This window comes from Marinobacter salsuginis (genome assembly GCF_009617755.1).
Classification (GTDB): Bacteria; Pseudomonadota; Gammaproteobacteria; order Pseudomonadales; family Oleiphilaceae; genus Marinobacter; species Marinobacter salsuginis.
In genome coordinates this window covers 95,760-112,360 of the sequence record NZ_BGZH01000006.1, presented here as the reverse complement: position 1 = coordinate 112,360, position 16,601 = coordinate 95,760, and the positions used below count along the sequence as shown (strand labels likewise).

General features: G+C 51.4%; 15 protein-coding genes. 6 read left to right on the top strand and 9 right to left on the bottom strand.

Going from position 1 to position 16,601, the window contains the following annotated elements:
* Positions 1 to 150 precede the first annotated feature (150 nt).
* Positions 151 to 1,017 carry an ArdC family protein gene (locus tag GJU83_RS18845; RefSeq protein WP_099619974.1) on the top strand — a complete coding sequence of 289 codons (867 nt, stop codon included), beginning with the start codon at positions 151 to 153 and terminating at the stop codon, positions 1,015 to 1,017.
* 87 nt (positions 1,018 to 1,104) lie between these two features.
* Here the strand turns inward: GJU83_RS18845 and GJU83_RS18840 are convergent, their stop codons facing one another.
* Complete coding sequence (locus GJU83_RS18840) at positions 1,105 to 1,386, bottom strand: hypothetical protein (RefSeq protein ID WP_099619975.1); 282 nt, start codon at positions 1,384 to 1,386, stop codon at positions 1,105 to 1,107.
* 303 nt (positions 1,387 to 1,689) lie between these two features.
* Here GJU83_RS18840 and GJU83_RS18835 point away from each other — a divergent pair, with 303 nt between their 5' ends.
* Genes GJU83_RS18835 through GJU83_RS18815 form a run of 5 tightly spaced genes read left to right on the top strand, consistent with a single transcriptional unit; the run spans position 1,690 to position 7,431 of the window.
* On the top strand, positions 1,690 to 1,971 hold the full coding sequence (locus GJU83_RS18835; RefSeq protein ID WP_091643682.1) for a hypothetical protein: 282 nt from the start codon (positions 1,690 to 1,692) through the stop codon (positions 1,969 to 1,971).
* Positions 1,972 to 3,807 (top strand): type IV conjugative transfer system coupling protein TraD, encoded by a 1,836-nt coding sequence (gene traD / locus GJU83_RS18830; protein WP_153634987.1) that lies wholly within the window; start codon positions 1,972 to 1,974, stop codon positions 3,805 to 3,807.
* On the top strand, positions 3,807 to 6,596 hold the full coding sequence (gene mobF / locus GJU83_RS18825; RefSeq protein ID WP_153634986.1) for a MobF family relaxase: 2,790 nt from the start codon (positions 3,807 to 3,809) through the stop codon (positions 6,594 to 6,596). The genes traD and mobF overlap by 1 nt, the downstream gene beginning before the upstream one ends.
* Before the next feature lie 14 nt (positions 6,597 to 6,610).
* Positions 6,611 to 7,072: a hypothetical protein gene (locus GJU83_RS18820; RefSeq protein ID WP_099619978.1), complete on the top strand. Its 462-nt coding sequence runs from the start codon at positions 6,611 to 6,613 to the stop codon at positions 7,070 to 7,072.
* Entirely contained in the window at positions 7,069 to 7,431 is a 363-nt protein-coding gene (locus tag GJU83_RS18815) for a hypothetical protein (RefSeq protein WP_099619979.1), read from the top strand. The genes GJU83_RS18820 and GJU83_RS18815 overlap by 4 nt, the downstream gene beginning before the upstream one ends.
* On the opposite strand, the gene GJU83_RS18810 is transcribed toward GJU83_RS18815, so the two are convergent.
* Genes GJU83_RS18810 through GJU83_RS18775 form a run of 8 tightly spaced genes read right to left on the bottom strand, consistent with a single transcriptional unit; the run spans position 7,432 to position 16,540 of the window.
* Positions 7,432 to 8,415 carry a S49 family peptidase gene (locus tag GJU83_RS18810; RefSeq protein WP_099619980.1) on the bottom strand — a complete coding sequence of 328 codons (984 nt, stop codon included), beginning with the start codon at positions 8,413 to 8,415 and terminating at the stop codon, positions 7,432 to 7,434.
* A 4-nt stretch (positions 8,416 to 8,419) separates the two neighbouring features.
* Positions 8,420 to 8,848 carry a lytic transglycosylase domain-containing protein gene (locus tag GJU83_RS18805; protein ID WP_167516418.1) on the bottom strand — a complete coding sequence of 143 codons (429 nt, stop codon included), beginning with the start codon at positions 8,846 to 8,848 and terminating at the stop codon, positions 8,420 to 8,422.
* Positions 8,835 to 12,125 carry a conjugal transfer protein TraG N-terminal domain-containing protein gene (locus GJU83_RS18800; protein ID WP_153634984.1) on the bottom strand — a complete coding sequence of 1,097 codons (3,291 nt, stop codon included), beginning with the start codon at positions 12,123 to 12,125 and terminating at the stop codon, positions 8,835 to 8,837. The genes GJU83_RS18805 and GJU83_RS18800 overlap by 14 nt, the downstream gene beginning before the upstream one ends.
* Positions 12,122 to 13,501, bottom strand: coding sequence for a conjugal transfer protein TraH (locus GJU83_RS18795; protein WP_091643661.1), 1,380 nt, complete (start codon positions 13,499 to 13,501; stop codon positions 12,122 to 12,124). Before GJU83_RS18795 ends, GJU83_RS18800 begins: the two co-directional genes overlap by 4 nt.
* Positions 13,501 to 14,331, bottom strand: coding sequence for a conjugal transfer protein TraF (locus GJU83_RS18790; RefSeq protein WP_091643658.1), 831 nt, complete (start codon positions 14,329 to 14,331; stop codon positions 13,501 to 13,503). The genes GJU83_RS18795 and GJU83_RS18790 overlap by 1 nt, the downstream gene beginning before the upstream one ends.
* 11 nt (positions 14,332 to 14,342) lie before the next feature.
* Positions 14,343 to 14,810, bottom strand: coding sequence for a S26 family signal peptidase (locus GJU83_RS18785; protein WP_091643655.1), 468 nt, complete (start codon positions 14,808 to 14,810; stop codon positions 14,343 to 14,345).
* Positions 14,800 to 15,567, bottom strand: a complete 768-nt coding sequence (locus tag GJU83_RS18780) for a type-F conjugative transfer system pilin assembly protein TrbC (protein WP_153634983.1) — start codon at positions 15,565 to 15,567, stop codon at positions 14,800 to 14,802. Before GJU83_RS18780 ends, GJU83_RS18785 begins: the two co-directional genes overlap by 11 nt.
* Positions 15,554 to 16,540 carry a TraU family protein gene (locus GJU83_RS18775; RefSeq protein WP_198412809.1) on the bottom strand — a complete coding sequence of 329 codons (987 nt, stop codon included), beginning with the start codon at positions 16,538 to 16,540 and terminating at the stop codon, positions 15,554 to 15,556. Before GJU83_RS18775 ends, GJU83_RS18780 begins: the two co-directional genes overlap by 14 nt.
* Between the last annotated feature and the right edge of the window lie 61 nt (positions 16,541 to 16,601).

Here is a 16,601-nt window from a genome sequence, read left to right as displayed (position 1 = left end):
AAGGCTGATTTATATGGGTTTTTATTCTTTGAAGGGTATACAAAGAGATTGACAGACAGGGAAGGAAAACCGATAATAATCACATGGTCAGCGGGGTGCTGGCCTCCGGGTTCGCCGCCGGTTATCGAGGCGAGTTAGGAGATTCCCACCATGGCAAAGCGCGACCTCTATCAAGAAATCACTTCAGAATTTTTGGCAGCCCTGAAAGAAGGTGTTAAGCCCTGGGTTTGTCCATGGACATCAAACGGATCTTTTGCCATGCCGGTAAACGGTACGACTGGCAAGCCGTACAACGGTATGAACGTTCTTCTGTTAGCCATGCGCGCACGCGCTGAAGGCTACCGATCAAACCAGTGGATGACCTTCCAGCAGGGCAAGCAGCAAGGCGCTTTTGTCCGTAAAGGTGAGAAGGGCACAACCTGTATTTTCTTTAAGCCGATGGAGAAAGAGAACAGCGACACCGGCGAGAAAGAATCCTATGCCGTGATGAAGGCTTTCACGGTATTCAATCGCGAACAGTTTGAAGGCTTTGAAACACCTGAGGTTGAGCCGACCTGGGCTCCCATCGAAGATGCAGAAGCGATCTGTGAGGCGTTTCCGATCGAGACTCGCCATGGTGGCGATCAGGCCTGCTATATCCCAAGCCTCGACATCATCAGAATGCCAACCCGTGAACAGTTCGCTAAGGGCGAGGATTACTATTGCACACGCCTGCATGAAATGGTTCACGCGACTGGTCACAAAAGCCGCCTGAATCGGGAATTGGTCGGTAAGTTTGGCTCTGACGCGTACGCCTTTGAGGAGCTGGTCGCCGAGTTGGGTAGCTGGATGATGTGCAGCCGGATTGGTCTACAGGGTGATTTGCAGCACAAGAGCTATCTGGCGCACTGGATCCGAATCCTGGACTTTGACAAGAAAGCCCTTTTCAAAGCGGCCACGTTGGCACAGAAGGCACACGATTTGTGTTTTGAGTACCTGGCAGCCCATGAAAGCGAAAGGGAGGACCAAGCCGCCTGAGAGGGCAAACAATGAAGGGCCGCGAGGCCCTTTTTTTGTGTCTGGATTTTGAGCTGGGCGTGGCCACCTGGATGGCGGCCACGCCGATCAAAGCGTTTCCGTCGATTGCTCAGTGTTAGAGGATCCGAACGCGTTGTTCGACTCTTTCTCCACCGTCTTCTTTAACCTGGTTAATTCCTTCTCACCTTTGTCGACAGCTTCCTCAATGGCGTCTCTGATCAAAACAGAAAGATCAAACGATAGTTCGTCGTCAATTTCCTGGATCTGATCGCGTAGCTTATCGGCTCGGAGTTTGAGCGAGCGTGGAACCTTGGCTGAGACGGTTACCGTATCCTCGCGTGACTTAATAAATACTGACTGTTTTGCCATTTCGAACTCTCCTGGTCTACCTGTGGTTTACCGTTGGTTTACTGATAAAGATCCCGGTGCCTAAAACACCAGGATGGAGCAGGGGATTGGACCTCAGCGACGCGGTCGCCTTGGTTTCGTCACACCCTACGCAGCTGACGCTGCTTTACTCTATCCCTTGTGGCACAAGGGATAGAGCGCATACGCCCTGTGGGCGATGCGGTATGCGCCTCCGAGTACGGGCCCTGATTTCAGTAGTGCTGGCGCGCATACGCTCTTTATACTAGTATATGAATAAATATAAAGCTATAAGGAGCCATAGCCGTGAGAGCTGTTTCAATTCGGGTGTCGGAAGAAACGATCGCATTCGTTAAACAGGAAACGAAAAAACGAGGGATCGCCACTGAGGCGGAAATGTGGCGCATCTTGATTGAGCGGGGTGTCGCTGCCAGCGAGGGTACCCAGGCGCAGATCGACGCGCTTATAAAGATTGGGGTCCAATCCCTATGTCTTACACAGAGGTTCGCGGGTGCTCAAAACGAAAGCTTGATTGCTGAGGCGCGAGAGGATGCTCGCTCAATGCTTGATCGGATGGGGATGATCTAGATGAGTATTTTCAGGGGCTCCAACATCGGTAACTTTACGCGCGGTGGTCAGACAACCATCCATTACTTGCGCATGATCTGGCAGGTTGTCGTCCAATTCTCCAGGCTCTGTTTGATCTTATTTGTACTGGCGATTGCGACGACCTATTGGGTTAAAACGACGCCCCTTGAGCGCTCATTGGCAGTCGGTTACATCGAAGCCTATGTGAAATATGAAGGGCTGAAGATTGACGATGCGACCGTATCTGTTACCTACCCCGACGGTCGTAGCCGGACTATTCCGGCGGTGGGTTTCCTGCGGAACCAGGAAATTCATCGAGTGCTAGATCGAAGCACACATGCTCTGGCCTTTGGCGTGGTGTTTGGGTTTCTGGCATTGGCGGTTTTTGGTTTTGTGGCCTGGCGATTCCTCAATAGCACTGGTGAGGACTTTGCCAACGAGGAATTTGTTCGTGGCGGGAAGCTAGTCGATTCAAAGGAGCTGACAAAAGCGATAAAGCGCACGACGAAAACAGGCGGAATGACCGTCGCGAATATACCGATCCCCAAGGATTCAGAGCCGGCTCACTTTTTGATTGTGGGTGCGCCAGGGACAGGCAAATCTGTCACCTATAAAGAAATGGCGGAGGTTATTCGGAAACGGGGTGAGCGTGCGATTTTCTACGACCCATCCGGCGAAATGGTCGAGAACTTCTATCGCGAAGGGCATGACGTGATCTTGAGTCCGTTTGACGCCAGGGGGCGTGCTTGGGACATCTGGACCGAGTGTAAAGAGGATTATGAGTTTGATCAGCTGGCGACCTCGTTCATTCCTGATCAGAAGTCTAACGATCCTTTCTGGGCTACCGCCGCGCGGATTGTTTTTGCAGCTATGGCTCGAAAGCTGGCAACCCATCCCCAGCGATCAAATAAGTTGCTAGTGGACAAAATTCTGAATGCCGATATGGAGGAAATTATCGGCTTTTTGAAAGGCACAGAAGGCGCGTCAATTCTGTCTGAAGGTGCTGAGAAAATGGCGTCATCCGTTCGAGCGGTTATGGCCACTTACATCAGACCGCTGAAGTACCTCCAGGATAATGGGCCGACGTTTTCTATCAAGGAATGGGTGCGCAACGACGATGGTGATCAGTGGGTCTTTATCACTCGAAAAGACGACCAAAAGGACGTTGTTAAGCCGCTAATAACCGCGTGGTTGGATACTGCATCATCTGCGATTTTGAGTATGGAACCATGCAGGGACCGGAGGATCTGGTTGCTGATCGATGAGCTGCCAAGCTTGAACAGGCTTCCCACGATTACGGACACACTGGCGCAGTCCAGGAAGTTCGGTGGATGCGGGGTATTGGGAGTCCAGAGCTACCCCCAATTGGTGTCGATCTATGGTCGCGACGAAGCCGACACACTGGCCGGCATGTGTTCGACCTGGGCTGTATTTCGGTTCAACGAAGAGCGATCGGCCAAGTGGGCCAGTCTTGGTTTAGGAAGCATCGAACAATTGGAGACTAATGAAGGCATTTCTTACGGCGTAAATGACATTCGTGATGGTGTTTCGTTGAATCGTCAGCGTCATGTTCGTCCCATTGTTCTGCCCACGGAGATCCAGTTTTTGCCAGATCTGGTGGGCTATTTAAAGCTTGGGCGTTCGTTCCCGGTGGCACAGTTCAAACTTAAGCGAAAGCCGCTGAAGAAAATTGCCGAGGGCTTCATCCACCGCGATTTGAAGGGTGATCTGCTTGAAGCGGTCGAAGCCGCTCCGGAGGCGAAGGATGGGAATTTAGAGGCGACTGCACCTGTTGAGTCGAAGAAAAATGATTACGTCGACGGAGCGCTGTTCTGATGTTGTCGATTAAGGCGCTCGGGAGCGCGAAACAGGCTGGTTCCTATTACAAGGATGCGGATTACTACGGCAAAAATGAAAACGGCGAGAAAGAGGTAATTCCCAGCGAATGGGTAGGTAAGGGTGCCGCCTTAATGGGCCTGGAAGGGCCGGTGGACATTAAGGTATTTCAGCAAGCATTGGAGGGCCGGTTGCCAACTGGAGACACGCTGGGGCGGTCGGACGGGAAAGGTGGCTTGGAACATAAACCAGGTTGGGATTTTACGTTTTCAGCTCCTAAATCCGTTTCGATTATGGCGCTGATGGGAGGTGATGAGCGCCTGATGGCCGCTCATAAAGAAGCGGTCAAATCGGCTGTCGGTTACATAGAAGATAGGCTGGTTGGAGCCCGGAATACCTCAGAAGGGGTTTCGCAGTTTGTACGCACTGAAAACCTCGCTGCGGCGACATTTACGCACACGACCAGTAGGGCGCTGGATCCTCAATTGCATACGCATAGCGTGATACTGAACGCTACGCTGAGGAATGATGGTCAGTGGCGATCCATCGAAAGCAGGAAAATGTACGATCCGAATGTGGCTGCAGGACAGGTGTACCGATCTGAACTTGCCATGAAAGCCCAGGAGCTCGGTTACACAATTGAGCGCGGCAAGAACGGCACATTTGAGCTTCAAGAGGTGTCTCAGGAGCTTCGAGATCTTTATTCCAAGCGGCGAAAGGATATTGAGGCTGCCGCAAAGGAAAGGGGTCTGGAGGGTGCCAAAGCCATGGATAGGGCATCATTAATGACGCGCGATTCGAAGCAGTCGACGACAGAAGATGTATTGCAGGAACGGTGGCGGAGCGAGCTTCAAGAAGCTCGTTTGACGGTTCCTACCATCCCCGAGGCGCGGCCAAGTGCTGAAAGGGACAGTCCTGACCGCGCTAAAGACGACGCGATTTTTGCTTATAAGAAATTGGCGGAACGTGAGGCCGTTTTCTCAGAAGGTGAACTGGTCAAGATGACCCTTGCGTGGGGCGTAGGCAACCACAGTATTAAGGACGTAGAACAGGCAATACGCAGCCTCAAGCAGGAAAAAGTCCTGCTTCACGCCACTGGGGTTTCGCGAGATGAGGCGTATCTCACCACCCCCCAAGCTCTAAAGAAAGAGCGGTATATCGTAGATCTGGTGAAGACTGGCCAAAATGAATTAAAGCCGATATCCGGCAAAGGAGCGGTCAAGGAATACGGACAATCTTTGGGTTTCACCAGGGGTCAGATGGAGGGTGCAACAACCATCTTGAATGGGAAAGATAGGGTCGTTGGCGTTCAAGGTTATGCCGGTACTGGTAAGACCTACATGCTATCTGCGGTGCGCGAGGTCGCAGAGGGGAAGGGATACTCGGTTCGTGGTTTTGCCCCAACAGGATCTGCAAGCGATTCGCTAATGGAAGGCTCTGGGATTCGGAGTCAAACGCTTGCCAGCCACCTCTACGCATTGGCGCGGGAAGAGGAAGGGAAGGGCGGAAAGGGACTGGATCAGAAGAAGCTCTGGATTGTCGATGAAGGCTCTCTAGTAAACGCTAATCAAATGGCTGATCTGCTCACCTACGCTCGAAAGGAAGGTGCCCGAGTTGCGTTGGTTGGTGACCACGCGCAGATCGGTTCAGTTGAGTGGGGTAAACCGTTCGCGCAGCTCGTAAGAGGCGGCATGAAGACGGCTCAGATGACTGAAATCCAGCGGCAGAAGAACAATCCGATTCTTCTGCAAGCAGTGAAAGATGCGATGGTTGGTCAAGTTGCTAAAGCAATGAAGAACGTCGCGGGGCGGATTCACGAAGACCCGAATCGTGAAACTTTGGTGACACGAGTGATTGATGACTATGCCGGTATGACCGCCAGGGACCGCTCAGACACACTTTTGATGGTTCCGGATAATGAAACGCGGGCTGTTGTGAATCAGGGCATCCGAGAGAAGCTGCAACAATCTGGCGACCTGGGGAAAGATAAAGCCGAATTAAAGGCGTTGGTGAGTCTGGGGCTTACAAGGGTAGAAAAAGGAAGTTCACGGGGCTACCAGAAAGGTGATTTGGTTCAGTTTGCGAGGGATTTTAAAACCATTGGGGTTGAACGAAATGAATTGGTCAAAGTCCTTCGTGTTGACGGCGAAAAGGTAATATTTGCTAACAAGGACGGTCAGGAAGTTGAGTGGCGACCTGATAAAGTTGCTGGTCGTGCCAAGCATGGGGTCGAGGTTTATCGTGAAGAAGATAAGCGCCTGGCAGAGGGTGATCGCATAAGGTGGACCAAGACTGACAAGGACCGGGATCTTAAGAACGGTGCAAAGGGGGAAATTGAGCGGATCGATGGGTCAACGGCCATAATAAAATTTCAGGATGGGCGTCGAATCTCGCTGGACCTGAAAGAGGATAAACATTGGGACCATGCTTATGCCTCAACAATTGTTTCTGCCCAGGGACAGACCTACAGATCCGCAATGGCATTGGCAGAAAGTTGGCGGCGCAACCTCGTTAATCAGAAATCATTCTATGTTGGATTGTCCAGGGCTAAAGAAGATGCTCGGATTTATACCGACGATAGAGCCAAGCTTACAAAAGGTATTGAAGAGCGTACCGGCGAGAAAACGAGTGCCTTGGAAGGTCGCAACGTGAGCGTCGAGAAAATGTTTGCTGCTGATGGCCTGGTGAAAGAAACCAGGATGGAGAAGGTTACTCAAAAGGTTAAGGAAATCGTGGACAAGGCGTTGGGGCGCGAAAAAGGTGGACCGGCGAAAGACTTGTCCTTATAAAAAAGGAGCTTGTCATGCTTTACACATTAGGTTTTATGAAATGCGTTATCGCGCCGACCTTTGGTATGGCGCTGTGGGCTTGGTTCGTTTACGACGGAACTATTATGCCGGAGCTTTACATGGAAGATGCTGCCATATTGGGAGTTTTTCTTGCTGTTCCGGCGGCACTCGCATTTGCCGTCTTTTGTCATTATACGAGGGGTGTAATTAGGGCCGCAGGCGTAATAGCCGTAGCGATTTTGACCTTTTGGCTAACGCCAAGTGGTCTCGAAGCTCAAACCCCCGAGTGGGAAGTTATGGGGCGCCAGATTATTCTGCCCTTACCTTTTATGGTGGTTGGTACTCTTTTTATCGGGGTTTGCCTCTGGCCTGTGATTTATGCCCGAGAAATCTATGAGATTAAAGGCGATGTTCTAAGGGGAGTTGTTCAGGTTGCGCTCGAAGATTCTAACAAGAAGGACCTCAGAAATAGGTGATTGAAATGTTGAAAGGAATTGTAGGTTTCGGCTGCGGGCTTGCTTTGATTTTGAGCTCCCCCATCGTTTGGAGTGAGCAAAACGTTTACGACATACAGACAATAAAAGAGGTGACTAGCGTTTCTAAGATAAACGCAGTCTGTCTGGAAGATCTAACGAAGGGCAATCTGGATTCGGTTAGCATTGAACAACAAGGCCTGTGTTCCTGTGTAAGCTTCCAGCTTGTTCAAACGTTATCGTTCAAAGAATACCGTCAGATTGAGAGAAATATTTTTAGTGGTAATAAACACTGGACCGACACCGAAGCGATCAGCCGCGTCAGGCCTCGCCTACGCGAAGCCTGTAACTGGACAGGTTAGCTAGAGGCGCGGACCATTGATATTGCTCAGTTCGCTACTGATCCGAGAGACGATTGAGTCGGCGATAGATTCGGAAACACTCGGAAGCCTACCGAATAGCCCTGGTTTCAAGCTGTAATCGAGGGCATGTTCTGAGCCAAACTCTTCTTTCAACACTCGATGGTAAGTGGATATTCCGTCAACTAAACCAAGAGATAATGCTTCGGTTCCTGTCCAGTAGTCTCCGCTGAAAAGATCATCAGCCTCTGACAGCTTATCTTTTCTGGATGATCGCACAACGGCAATGAACTGCTGGTGTATTTCATCGAGCACCGATTGAACTTTAAGAAGGTCCTCAGGTTTTGCATCCGTGAAAGGGTCAAGCCTCCTTTTGTTGTCGCCAGCTACGATAGTTCTAGCTGTTACACCAGCCTTCTCCGCAAGATTTTTAAGGCCAAAGGATTGCTGGAAGACGCCGATCGAACCAGTGAGCGTAGCCGGATTCACTAGTATCTTATCGGCAGCAACTGCGACCATATAAGCCCCGCTCGTGAGCATGTCGTCACCTAACACCACCAAGCGCTTGCCAGTTTCCTCTTTAAGTTGCATTAGGTACTGGTGAAGCTTGTGTGACTGAACGGGCGTGCCACCCGGCGAGTTGATCACTAGAAGAACACCCTTAGAATCTTCGTCGTGGAAGGCTTGGTAAAGGTTGTTTTCTAATTCACTAAGTGCTGTAGGTTTTCCTGCCTCTATAGGGCCATTAATTCTTACTAGGGAAACATAGGATTCGCCTTTTGGGATCGTTATGCCTCCGAGAATTCCTCGCGAGTAAAGAATGTTAATTGTGAAAATAGTGACAATGACCAGAATGAATCCAATCGTCCTGAAATTCGCATTGCGTCGAGCTTTCCGGGTCTCTGACATTATGGCGTCGGCAAAGGCCGTCTGCTGACGAGTAAATGCTTCGATAAGCGTTTGTTCGGTGTTTTTTTCCTGGTCCATAGCATCACTCTCCTACATGGTTTAGGGCATCACGGACCTTCGACACATAGTGCCGGCGGGCGCGCTGTACTTTTGGTTTGGTTGAGAATCCTGCGTTATAGGCTCCCACAGCGGCCCAAAGGTCGCCTTTTGTGGTAACGAGGTTTTCGGCAAGGATCCAGGCGCCTACATGGATATTGGTGCAAGGATCGCGAACCAGAACAGGAGCTGTTATTCGGTAGGGCTGCAACCGCTCTAAATGCTGGGAGTTGATCTGCATTAACCCATAATCTCTGGAACCATCGCTGTTGTTGCCGTTTATCGCATCGGTTTTGTTATTACTTTCAACAAGGGCAATTGCTTTCAATAACTTTGCCGGGATCTGGTAGCGACCTGCGGCCTCAGAAAAACATTGATTTATGTCCGCCAATACCGAAGAACTAACGACCAGCATTGCTGCGAGACCTACGATTCGGGGTCTTCTCTTCCTCGCCATCGTTAAGTAGCTCCTTGCCTTCATGTTCAGAAAGTGTTGTGTAGCGGGCATCCGCATCCTCTCCAGCCGCCGAGTAAAGTTTTTGGAAGCCGTCTTGGAAGTGCAGCGCAGCGGCTGTCGCGGCGTCCCTTTCTGGTGTGAGAGAGCCGGGTTGTGTTTCGTAGCTCTCCATGACGTTCCACGTAGATTCCGCAAGCTTCTCCAAGGCCTGGCGATTCATATTTGCGTCTTCGTGATCAGCGTATGTAATGCCAGCGTTCACCATCGCTGAGGCATGGACAGGAGAAAGATCTTGCAACGGTGTTTGAAGCCCGGCCTGGAAAGCGCCGCCCACACTCACGTTTTCTGAGAGGTTTGAGCTGTTCACTGCATCGATCACGCTAGTAAGCTGATGCAGGAACATTGCTTTGTTGCCTTGTTCGCCATCGCCGGCAAACTTCTGGAATTGGTCGGCAAGGCGGGCTGTATCAGCAGGATCCTTGCTAAGAGCCCAATGCGCCGCGTTGGGGAGCTCGACCCTCCCACCGGTTTCAATTCTGGTGGTGTCAGTTTCGGTGTAACTCCTATCTTTGCGAATGTGGTTGTCAGAGGCGGCGTTGTTACCGGACAGAGCGCTGCTGTGAACGATGTTCCCCTCATTGTCGAGAGCAAGTGTTACCCGAGCCCCATCATCAACCGCGTCGATTTGACGCTGTGTGAACCAGCCGTTTTCGTCATGTGCGCTCTGCATTTCTTCTTTGGACATAGAAAACGAGCCAGCCGAAGCCAGGCGATCGCGAAGAACAAGTTCTTGCATCGACATTCCGGTTCCATCGGACATTAATTCCATTGTGGTGAGGTTTGAAGCGACGGCAGACTGATGGAGTCTTCCAGTGTCCAAGAGGTATTCATACATACCTCCTGGTCTCATCATTCCCTGTTCATAAGTTGCTTGGCCATCTGCTGATCGCTTCATAGTTTCGATTGCTTGAGAAACAGCAAGCTGCTGTGGCGTAACTTCATCCAATGCCAGCGCAGTTCCGTGATCAGAAGCAGCGCGCACGGAACCTACTGCCTCATAAATCTGGGATGGAGACTGGCCCGTTTCTGCCATGTAACTCATCATTCCGCGAAGCTCTGACTGATTCATGTTTGCTGAAAATTCTGAGAACTTGACCATCTCGCCGGGATGCCAGTTAGTAGCGCTCAACTTGCCCCACAGGTCAGCATTAGTGGCTGTCGCATAAGCCTCAAAAATTTGTCCTCTCGATAGATCAGGGTGCTGCTCTGCGATACGGTCAAGCATGGTGCCTACACGCTGAGTGTTGCCTGTGTTGATTGAAACTGACTGTGCAGTATTAATGGCTTCCTGCTCATTCACAGACATACCAAAGGTCGCGGCAGACTGATTGCGGCCGGAGGCAGCCCCGTGCCTCACCTGGCTTTCTACATTCGAGGTGTTTAGCCCCTGCTTGAATAGAGCTTCAGGGGAGCTATCTCCACCGTTGGATTGGACGGCGCCAGCAACGCCACCCACAACTCCACCGGCTCCATATGCGCCCAATGCTTTACCTGAGGTGATCGGACTGGTGTGGCCAAGATCTGCCATGCCAGACATCGTTTCGAGGCCTCGGTAGTGGCTTTCTGCTTGATTGTGCTCAGAAACAGAGGCGATATTGTTCCACCCGGTCTCGGCCATGAGGTTTGCGGATCCGCGAGCACTCGCAAGCGAATTCAAATGGTTCATGCTTTCTACAGGGGACTGAGCTTTGTTCGCTGCGTCAGAGCCTGCGCCGTCAGCATGCCCCGACCAATTTCCAGCCAGAGACGTCAGGCCATAGGGCGACATCTTGAAGAGCATGGCGGCGATGAAAGCCGAAATGGTGATACCCATGCCGCGGGCTTTTCCAAAAAGAGAAAGCGCCTGGGTTGCACTTTCGGGGGCAAGGAACATTGCGGATAGCCCCATGTTGTGACGCTGAATTTCGTCAACGGCATCGTAGGCCTGGTCGACCGCAATTTGTGCCAAGATCACATCCATGACCCCCCACAGCATTATCCAGCCGAGAAGAGCCACGATAAGCTTCAGGGCCATGGGGAATAGTGGCGTCACAATGAAAAGTGCCAGAATCGGGATCAGTCCCAACACTATGGCGGTAACTGAAGCCCTAATCTTTGGCATCCACTCGTTCGCGCTAACAGCAATTCCAAGTCCGTTGTTGACCATGGACCGGTTGGTTAAGGCGCGGATCCCCGCATCTGGGTTTTCATCAAGCATAACGCTGGCGATTGCATTACTAATGACCACGTTTCTAAGCAATTGCGCAGGTGGGGCGGCTGCGGCTCCAAACACGTTAAGATTCATGTTTTGAATCTTTGTTTCGCACGCTGTTTTTTGTGCGGGTACGGCTATATCAAAGCCGGTTTTGGTACAAACGGAATTCAGGTGCTCATCGTATGTTGGCGCGGCGTTTAGAGCCGGCGCCAGGACATTGTCATAAGCGTCTGAGCAACTCATCACTGTGCCGGCCTTGCCCGCGCCAGAGGAATACATGGTCGTAAACATCGCAGGCGATTTCATATCGGCTAACTGGTTCAGCAAGTCGTCCGTGCCGCTTTTAATCTCGGCAAGATCCACTGCGTAGCTGGGAAGGACAAGAGCAAGTTTTGAGCAGTCTTTGAAATACTGTCGGATAGACTTCTGGAGGTAATAATCGGAGGAAAAGGTTTTATCCGACGTTGCGTTGAGCAGGAGCTCGAAGCCAACACCCATTCCCTCTGTCCCGTAGGGATGAGCGGCCGAGGCATCCACAATCTCTTGAACTGCCCGCTCCGCTTTGTTGGTCATACCAGCGACCAAAACAATCAAATCAGGAACGTCTGGCACAGCTTCATAGGCATTTCGGACCGGGTCATATACATGCACAGTGCCGGTTGGAGTGATCAATGCTTTAAAGACAGCCACGCCAATTAAGGTCGTCATTAACCAGGACAGGCTGAGGCCAGTGGCCGACTGTTGGAAATTAATGATGCCTTTACCGACTGTGAACAAACCACCGAGTAACAGGCCGAGTACCACGGCCACGGCGAATAATGTGGTGTACTGATTATTCGCAAATACCAGTGAAATGCGTTTAAAGGCGTTTACCGTTTCCGTGAAGCCGTCATAGGTATAGAAATCCATATCCAGGGCAAACGCTGTGCTTGGTAGCGCTGCCACGAGGATCAGAGCGATTATCGGAAGTGTGCGCTTCATTGAGTGATGTCCTCTGCATTGCGCCGAAGAACTTCTTCTTGTCGCTTAGCCTGGGCAGCGGTAAATGCGATGTGTGCCATCTGCTCTTGGGTTTTTTTGAGGTAGCTGGTTCGCGCGGCCATTCGGAATTGGTAAGCGTCTTTTTTTATTCCGGTTAGATGGTCGGCAACCTCGGCGTAAACTGTTCTGTCGCATTGTGGGCCGGCGGCGCCTGTGCTGTTCATAACCGCGTCGATTTCGCGGATCATGTTGTCGATGGTGTTGTAGAGATCATCGACCATATAAAACGCATAGGCATAGGCGACGACTTCTTCCGTGAGAGCGATCGCCATTGCTTTGTCTCCCAGTGCAATGGAATCGACAATAATTGGCAGGATTGGGATCGGAGAAGAGGTCAGGAACGCCTCATCTGCTGCACTTAAAGCGGTTTTGTTCTCGATTTTGGTGGCGATCGCATTCATCTGATTGCTCACTAGCGCCAGAAGACCGCCTGGAGTCGCTGAATCCGTTTGGCAAACAGGTCCACCCGCACCGTTGACTTTCTTTTCGGCATTGCCGACAACGAAATCATCGATGCTGGATTCGTCGTTATTGGGGCATGAGCTAATCGGTTCGATGACGGGGGCTTTTACGGCTGCCGTTGCGTTGATCATCACATCACCCACGAATCCACGCATGGTATCGACGTACTGGAAACCGAATTCGTCAGCGGCATTCTGTAGTAGGGAGCCAGTCTTGAAGATGTTGTTGAATTGGGTCGGACAATCGGCAGTAAGCTGCTTGACGTCGACGGATGGCTCCTGGTTGGCTGCTACTTGATTTTCAGTCGTTTCATACCAGCTTGTAACTGACCCAAGTGCGGTGGCCGCCTTGCTATCCAGGGCTTTGAGACGGTTGCTAGCTGCGGTCCCGATAAAATCACCAACGGGCTCGCCAAGCTTTTTGGCAAATTGGCAATCGTTGATCTGAATTCCGTTCAAGTCGTTGATTATTTTTTCGAAACTTTTCATCGTCTCAGAGAGTTCTTTGCTCATCACTTTCATTGCTGTGTCGAAAGCGACGGCAGGAGCTGCCTGAATCATGTTCTGAAGCTTATCGACCAGGTAATCCGGGTCGAGCATCGACATCCCGCCAAGAAAAAGATCAACACCACCACACCCTGCCGATACCCTGGGGGGCGAAATAGTGAGAAGCGGGTCGTTGGACACGTTGAAGCGGGCTGAATAGGAGCCTGCAGAGTAGAAACCGCGTTGCTGGTTCTTGTAGCTTGATGCGCCACTGGACGTGGATGAAGCAAACCAGTCATCCGTCCAGTTTGCGGAGGCCACTGGCGCGGAAAGCGAAAGGATTAGGGTTGGGAGGATAAGCCTTTTCATCAGAACGATTCTCCCTTTGGCGCGCCCGGATCAAAGAATCCACCCTGGCGATATTCGGGTGTGAGGAATTGCTCAGGGGATGTCTCGCCTCTCAAATAGCGGATGGCGCGATATGCGTTTGAGGTGATTTTGGTGGCTGATTCCACCCCAACTGCAATTGGCATCCAGCGTTCGCTATTACGCTCGATGAGAATAACCATCGGGGTCACTTGGACATCGAATCGCGCTTGAGCGGATGGGTTTTTGTTTATATTGACTTCAGTAGTTTCAAGCCCGGTGCGATCTGACACTAACTTGAGAATGTTTCTTTGAGGCGAGCAGTACGGGCACTCTTCAGTCGAGAAAAGTGCTAGGGCATATTTGCCCCTGAAGTTTTCTAGGTATTGAGCCTGGTTATTGGCGCGCTGCTGAAGTTCCGCTTTTCGGCCTGGGGAAGTAATCGGGTACTGTGATGCACCGCTGAGAGTTGGATTTTGCAGCATGACCATGTTGGACACGGCCGTAAATCCGGCAGCCTTGCGGCGCACGACATCCTGAATTCGATAATAGGCAAGTACACTCTCCGGAGTTCTAAGCCAAACAGCTTCCTTCAGGTAGTTTTCGAGCATGGCTTTTAAGTCATCCGGGTGCATATCCATCATCTCCGCTGCCGGTGGCGGTGGAGGAAGTGGTTGCCTCTCCTTCTTATCGGGATCTTCTTCGCTAGAAGGCTTAACCGGTTCTTCATACCAGTGATACCCCTTGATCTGAGTATCCTGGTTCGGCTGCTGGATGGCGTTTGCCTGTGAGGCAGCAAGAGCGAGCAAGAGCAGTGTCAGTACAAATTTCATGGGTTGGCTCCTTAAAAGATCGCTTTGAGGCGCTTGGTTTTGGAGACGTCCACAAAACCCCAATACCGTGAGTCGAAAGAATCGGGATGCGATCCATAGGCCCAAGCTTTGCCGGCAGGTACTACTCCCGAATAGGAAAATAGGGGTAAAGGATCGCCTTTGAGCGTTTCAGTCTTGGCGCGCCCCAGAGACTCTCCATCGCAAAAAAACTCAAGATCCTTTTGGGTTATTGTTTGACCCTCCCAGCACATGAGCCTTTTGCTGATTAACACAGGTTCATGGCCCGCCAATTCATGAGAAAGCTCGAATGTCGCATAGTCGCCTGGCCCGGCAATGGCGTCGGTTTCCCAAAAAATTCTGTGATCGACAGACTCAGAGACCGTGATATTGAGGTGGTCTGAAACGAAGGAAATTGCAAAGGCAAGAGGTGCCCCTACAAGCAAAGTGAGAAGGACATTTTTCACTTTATTATTGAGCATTTGGGTTCTCCAGCTTGGCAAGAATGGATTCGGCCGGTGCGCCGCCGGTCATAGTGGTTAAGCGTTTCAGGAGACTTTGTAGGCTTGAATCCCCGTAAACCACGGGCAGTTGCATTCCGGGGGTCGCAGCGCCTTTCTCGCAATAACTTTGAAAATCAAAGTTCTGCTCAACGACCAGGGCGGGGACTTTGGTGATGTTGTGATTCCTGAATTGGATGGGATCGATGACGACATCAAGCCCTCGCATTGCGCACTTTGGCCCCTCACACGTCGGGTTCTTGCGAAGAACCTTGGCCATGAATTCCATGGTGGGCTGTGTTTTCTTGAGACCACCGATCATGCCGCGCATCACCATCACACCACCGACCTTTTCAAGATCCCTGGCGTAATTCCGCAAGGTGATTTCCGGAATGGAGCTTGAGACGAATAGCAGGGCGCGGGAGCCAGTTGCTTTAGGGTCTGGGTTTTCAGGATCGCCAGCATCGAGGCCAGCATCGGCCCGAAGCAGACTGAGAAATTCATTCTTTCGGGCTTGCCACTGGTCGCTGTTCACCTCCTGCATGACTTCGGAGACGCGGGCCTTCATCGCCGGTGAATCCATCACCCGTTCTTTGGCCTGTTTCGCGATCGCCAGATATTCCTCCGGCACGTTGATCTGATCGGGAAGTGTGGGAATGGCATCCGATTCCGCAGAGGCTAATGGGCTCATTAGACAGAGGGTTAGGGCAAACCCCAGGTTACTTTTAATAAGAAACACAGCAGTTGAGCCTCCTAAACACCATCCATGAAAAATTGTCACCGCCTGCGGGGGGGTGCTTGTAATGGCTCCACAACAAACCGGTTTGACCGATCGGCCGGCAGCTATCGTCCCGAACAGGCTTCATCAGTTGCAGCTTGTATTTGTCCTTGGACCAAATGGGAACTGGCGCGGTATAGCAGCCATCTGAGGAGGATTCTTTTAGTAGTCCCATCCGAGCCATGAAGTAGATTCCGCGGGCTGCGATCCCGGCATTCGCCGTCACGTAATCCGTGCCGGTTATTGACCCGGCCAGGGGATAGGCTCCTGACCACGATCCCATGCACCAGAAGAGGGAATTAACGGGCCTTCCAACCAAGGCGCCAGAGGAATCCGCAGCGCACGCCAGTTGAGCGACCGGGTTGGCGAACAGCAACGACTCGGGGTGAATCATCAGCGAGAGAATTTCGTTGTTCCAGGTAGGGATGAGTTCAGTCATCATCGCTACGTCGAATTCTCGCTCTGCTATGCAGGGGATGTCATAGAACAGCCCCAAGATGCTAAATGCGGGAAAGAAGTAGTAATGCATCTGCTGGAAGGTTTTGGACTGACCATCTTCCTGCATGTGCGATCCGCCCAGTTTCCCGCCGGTGTTCATCAACTTGAATCCGAGAGGCATCATGCAGTAGGGATCTGAAACGGTATCAATCAGCCGTGCGGGCTCCCACATAGAAATACCAATGCCGTATCGATTGATCGCTCCTGAATTACAGCTGCAGAGCACGGAAGGGGAGTCAGCACCAGGATCGGGCATTCCTGAATCGCCTTTACCGATGCTCAGCCCGCCAATGCGAATCGGGAAGATGCACTGCCAGGAGACGTCCGTAACAGGATTCAAGACGCCAGAGGGGCATTTGGACGCGAGGGCTGATTGAGGGGCCGTGTAAGCCCCTATAAGTGTTAAAAGAAGCAAGATTGCTCGAATACTCATCATGGCTAGAAACGTCCGGGAATTTCCCTAAGTTTAGCCTAACAATATATGTGAGTATATAGCA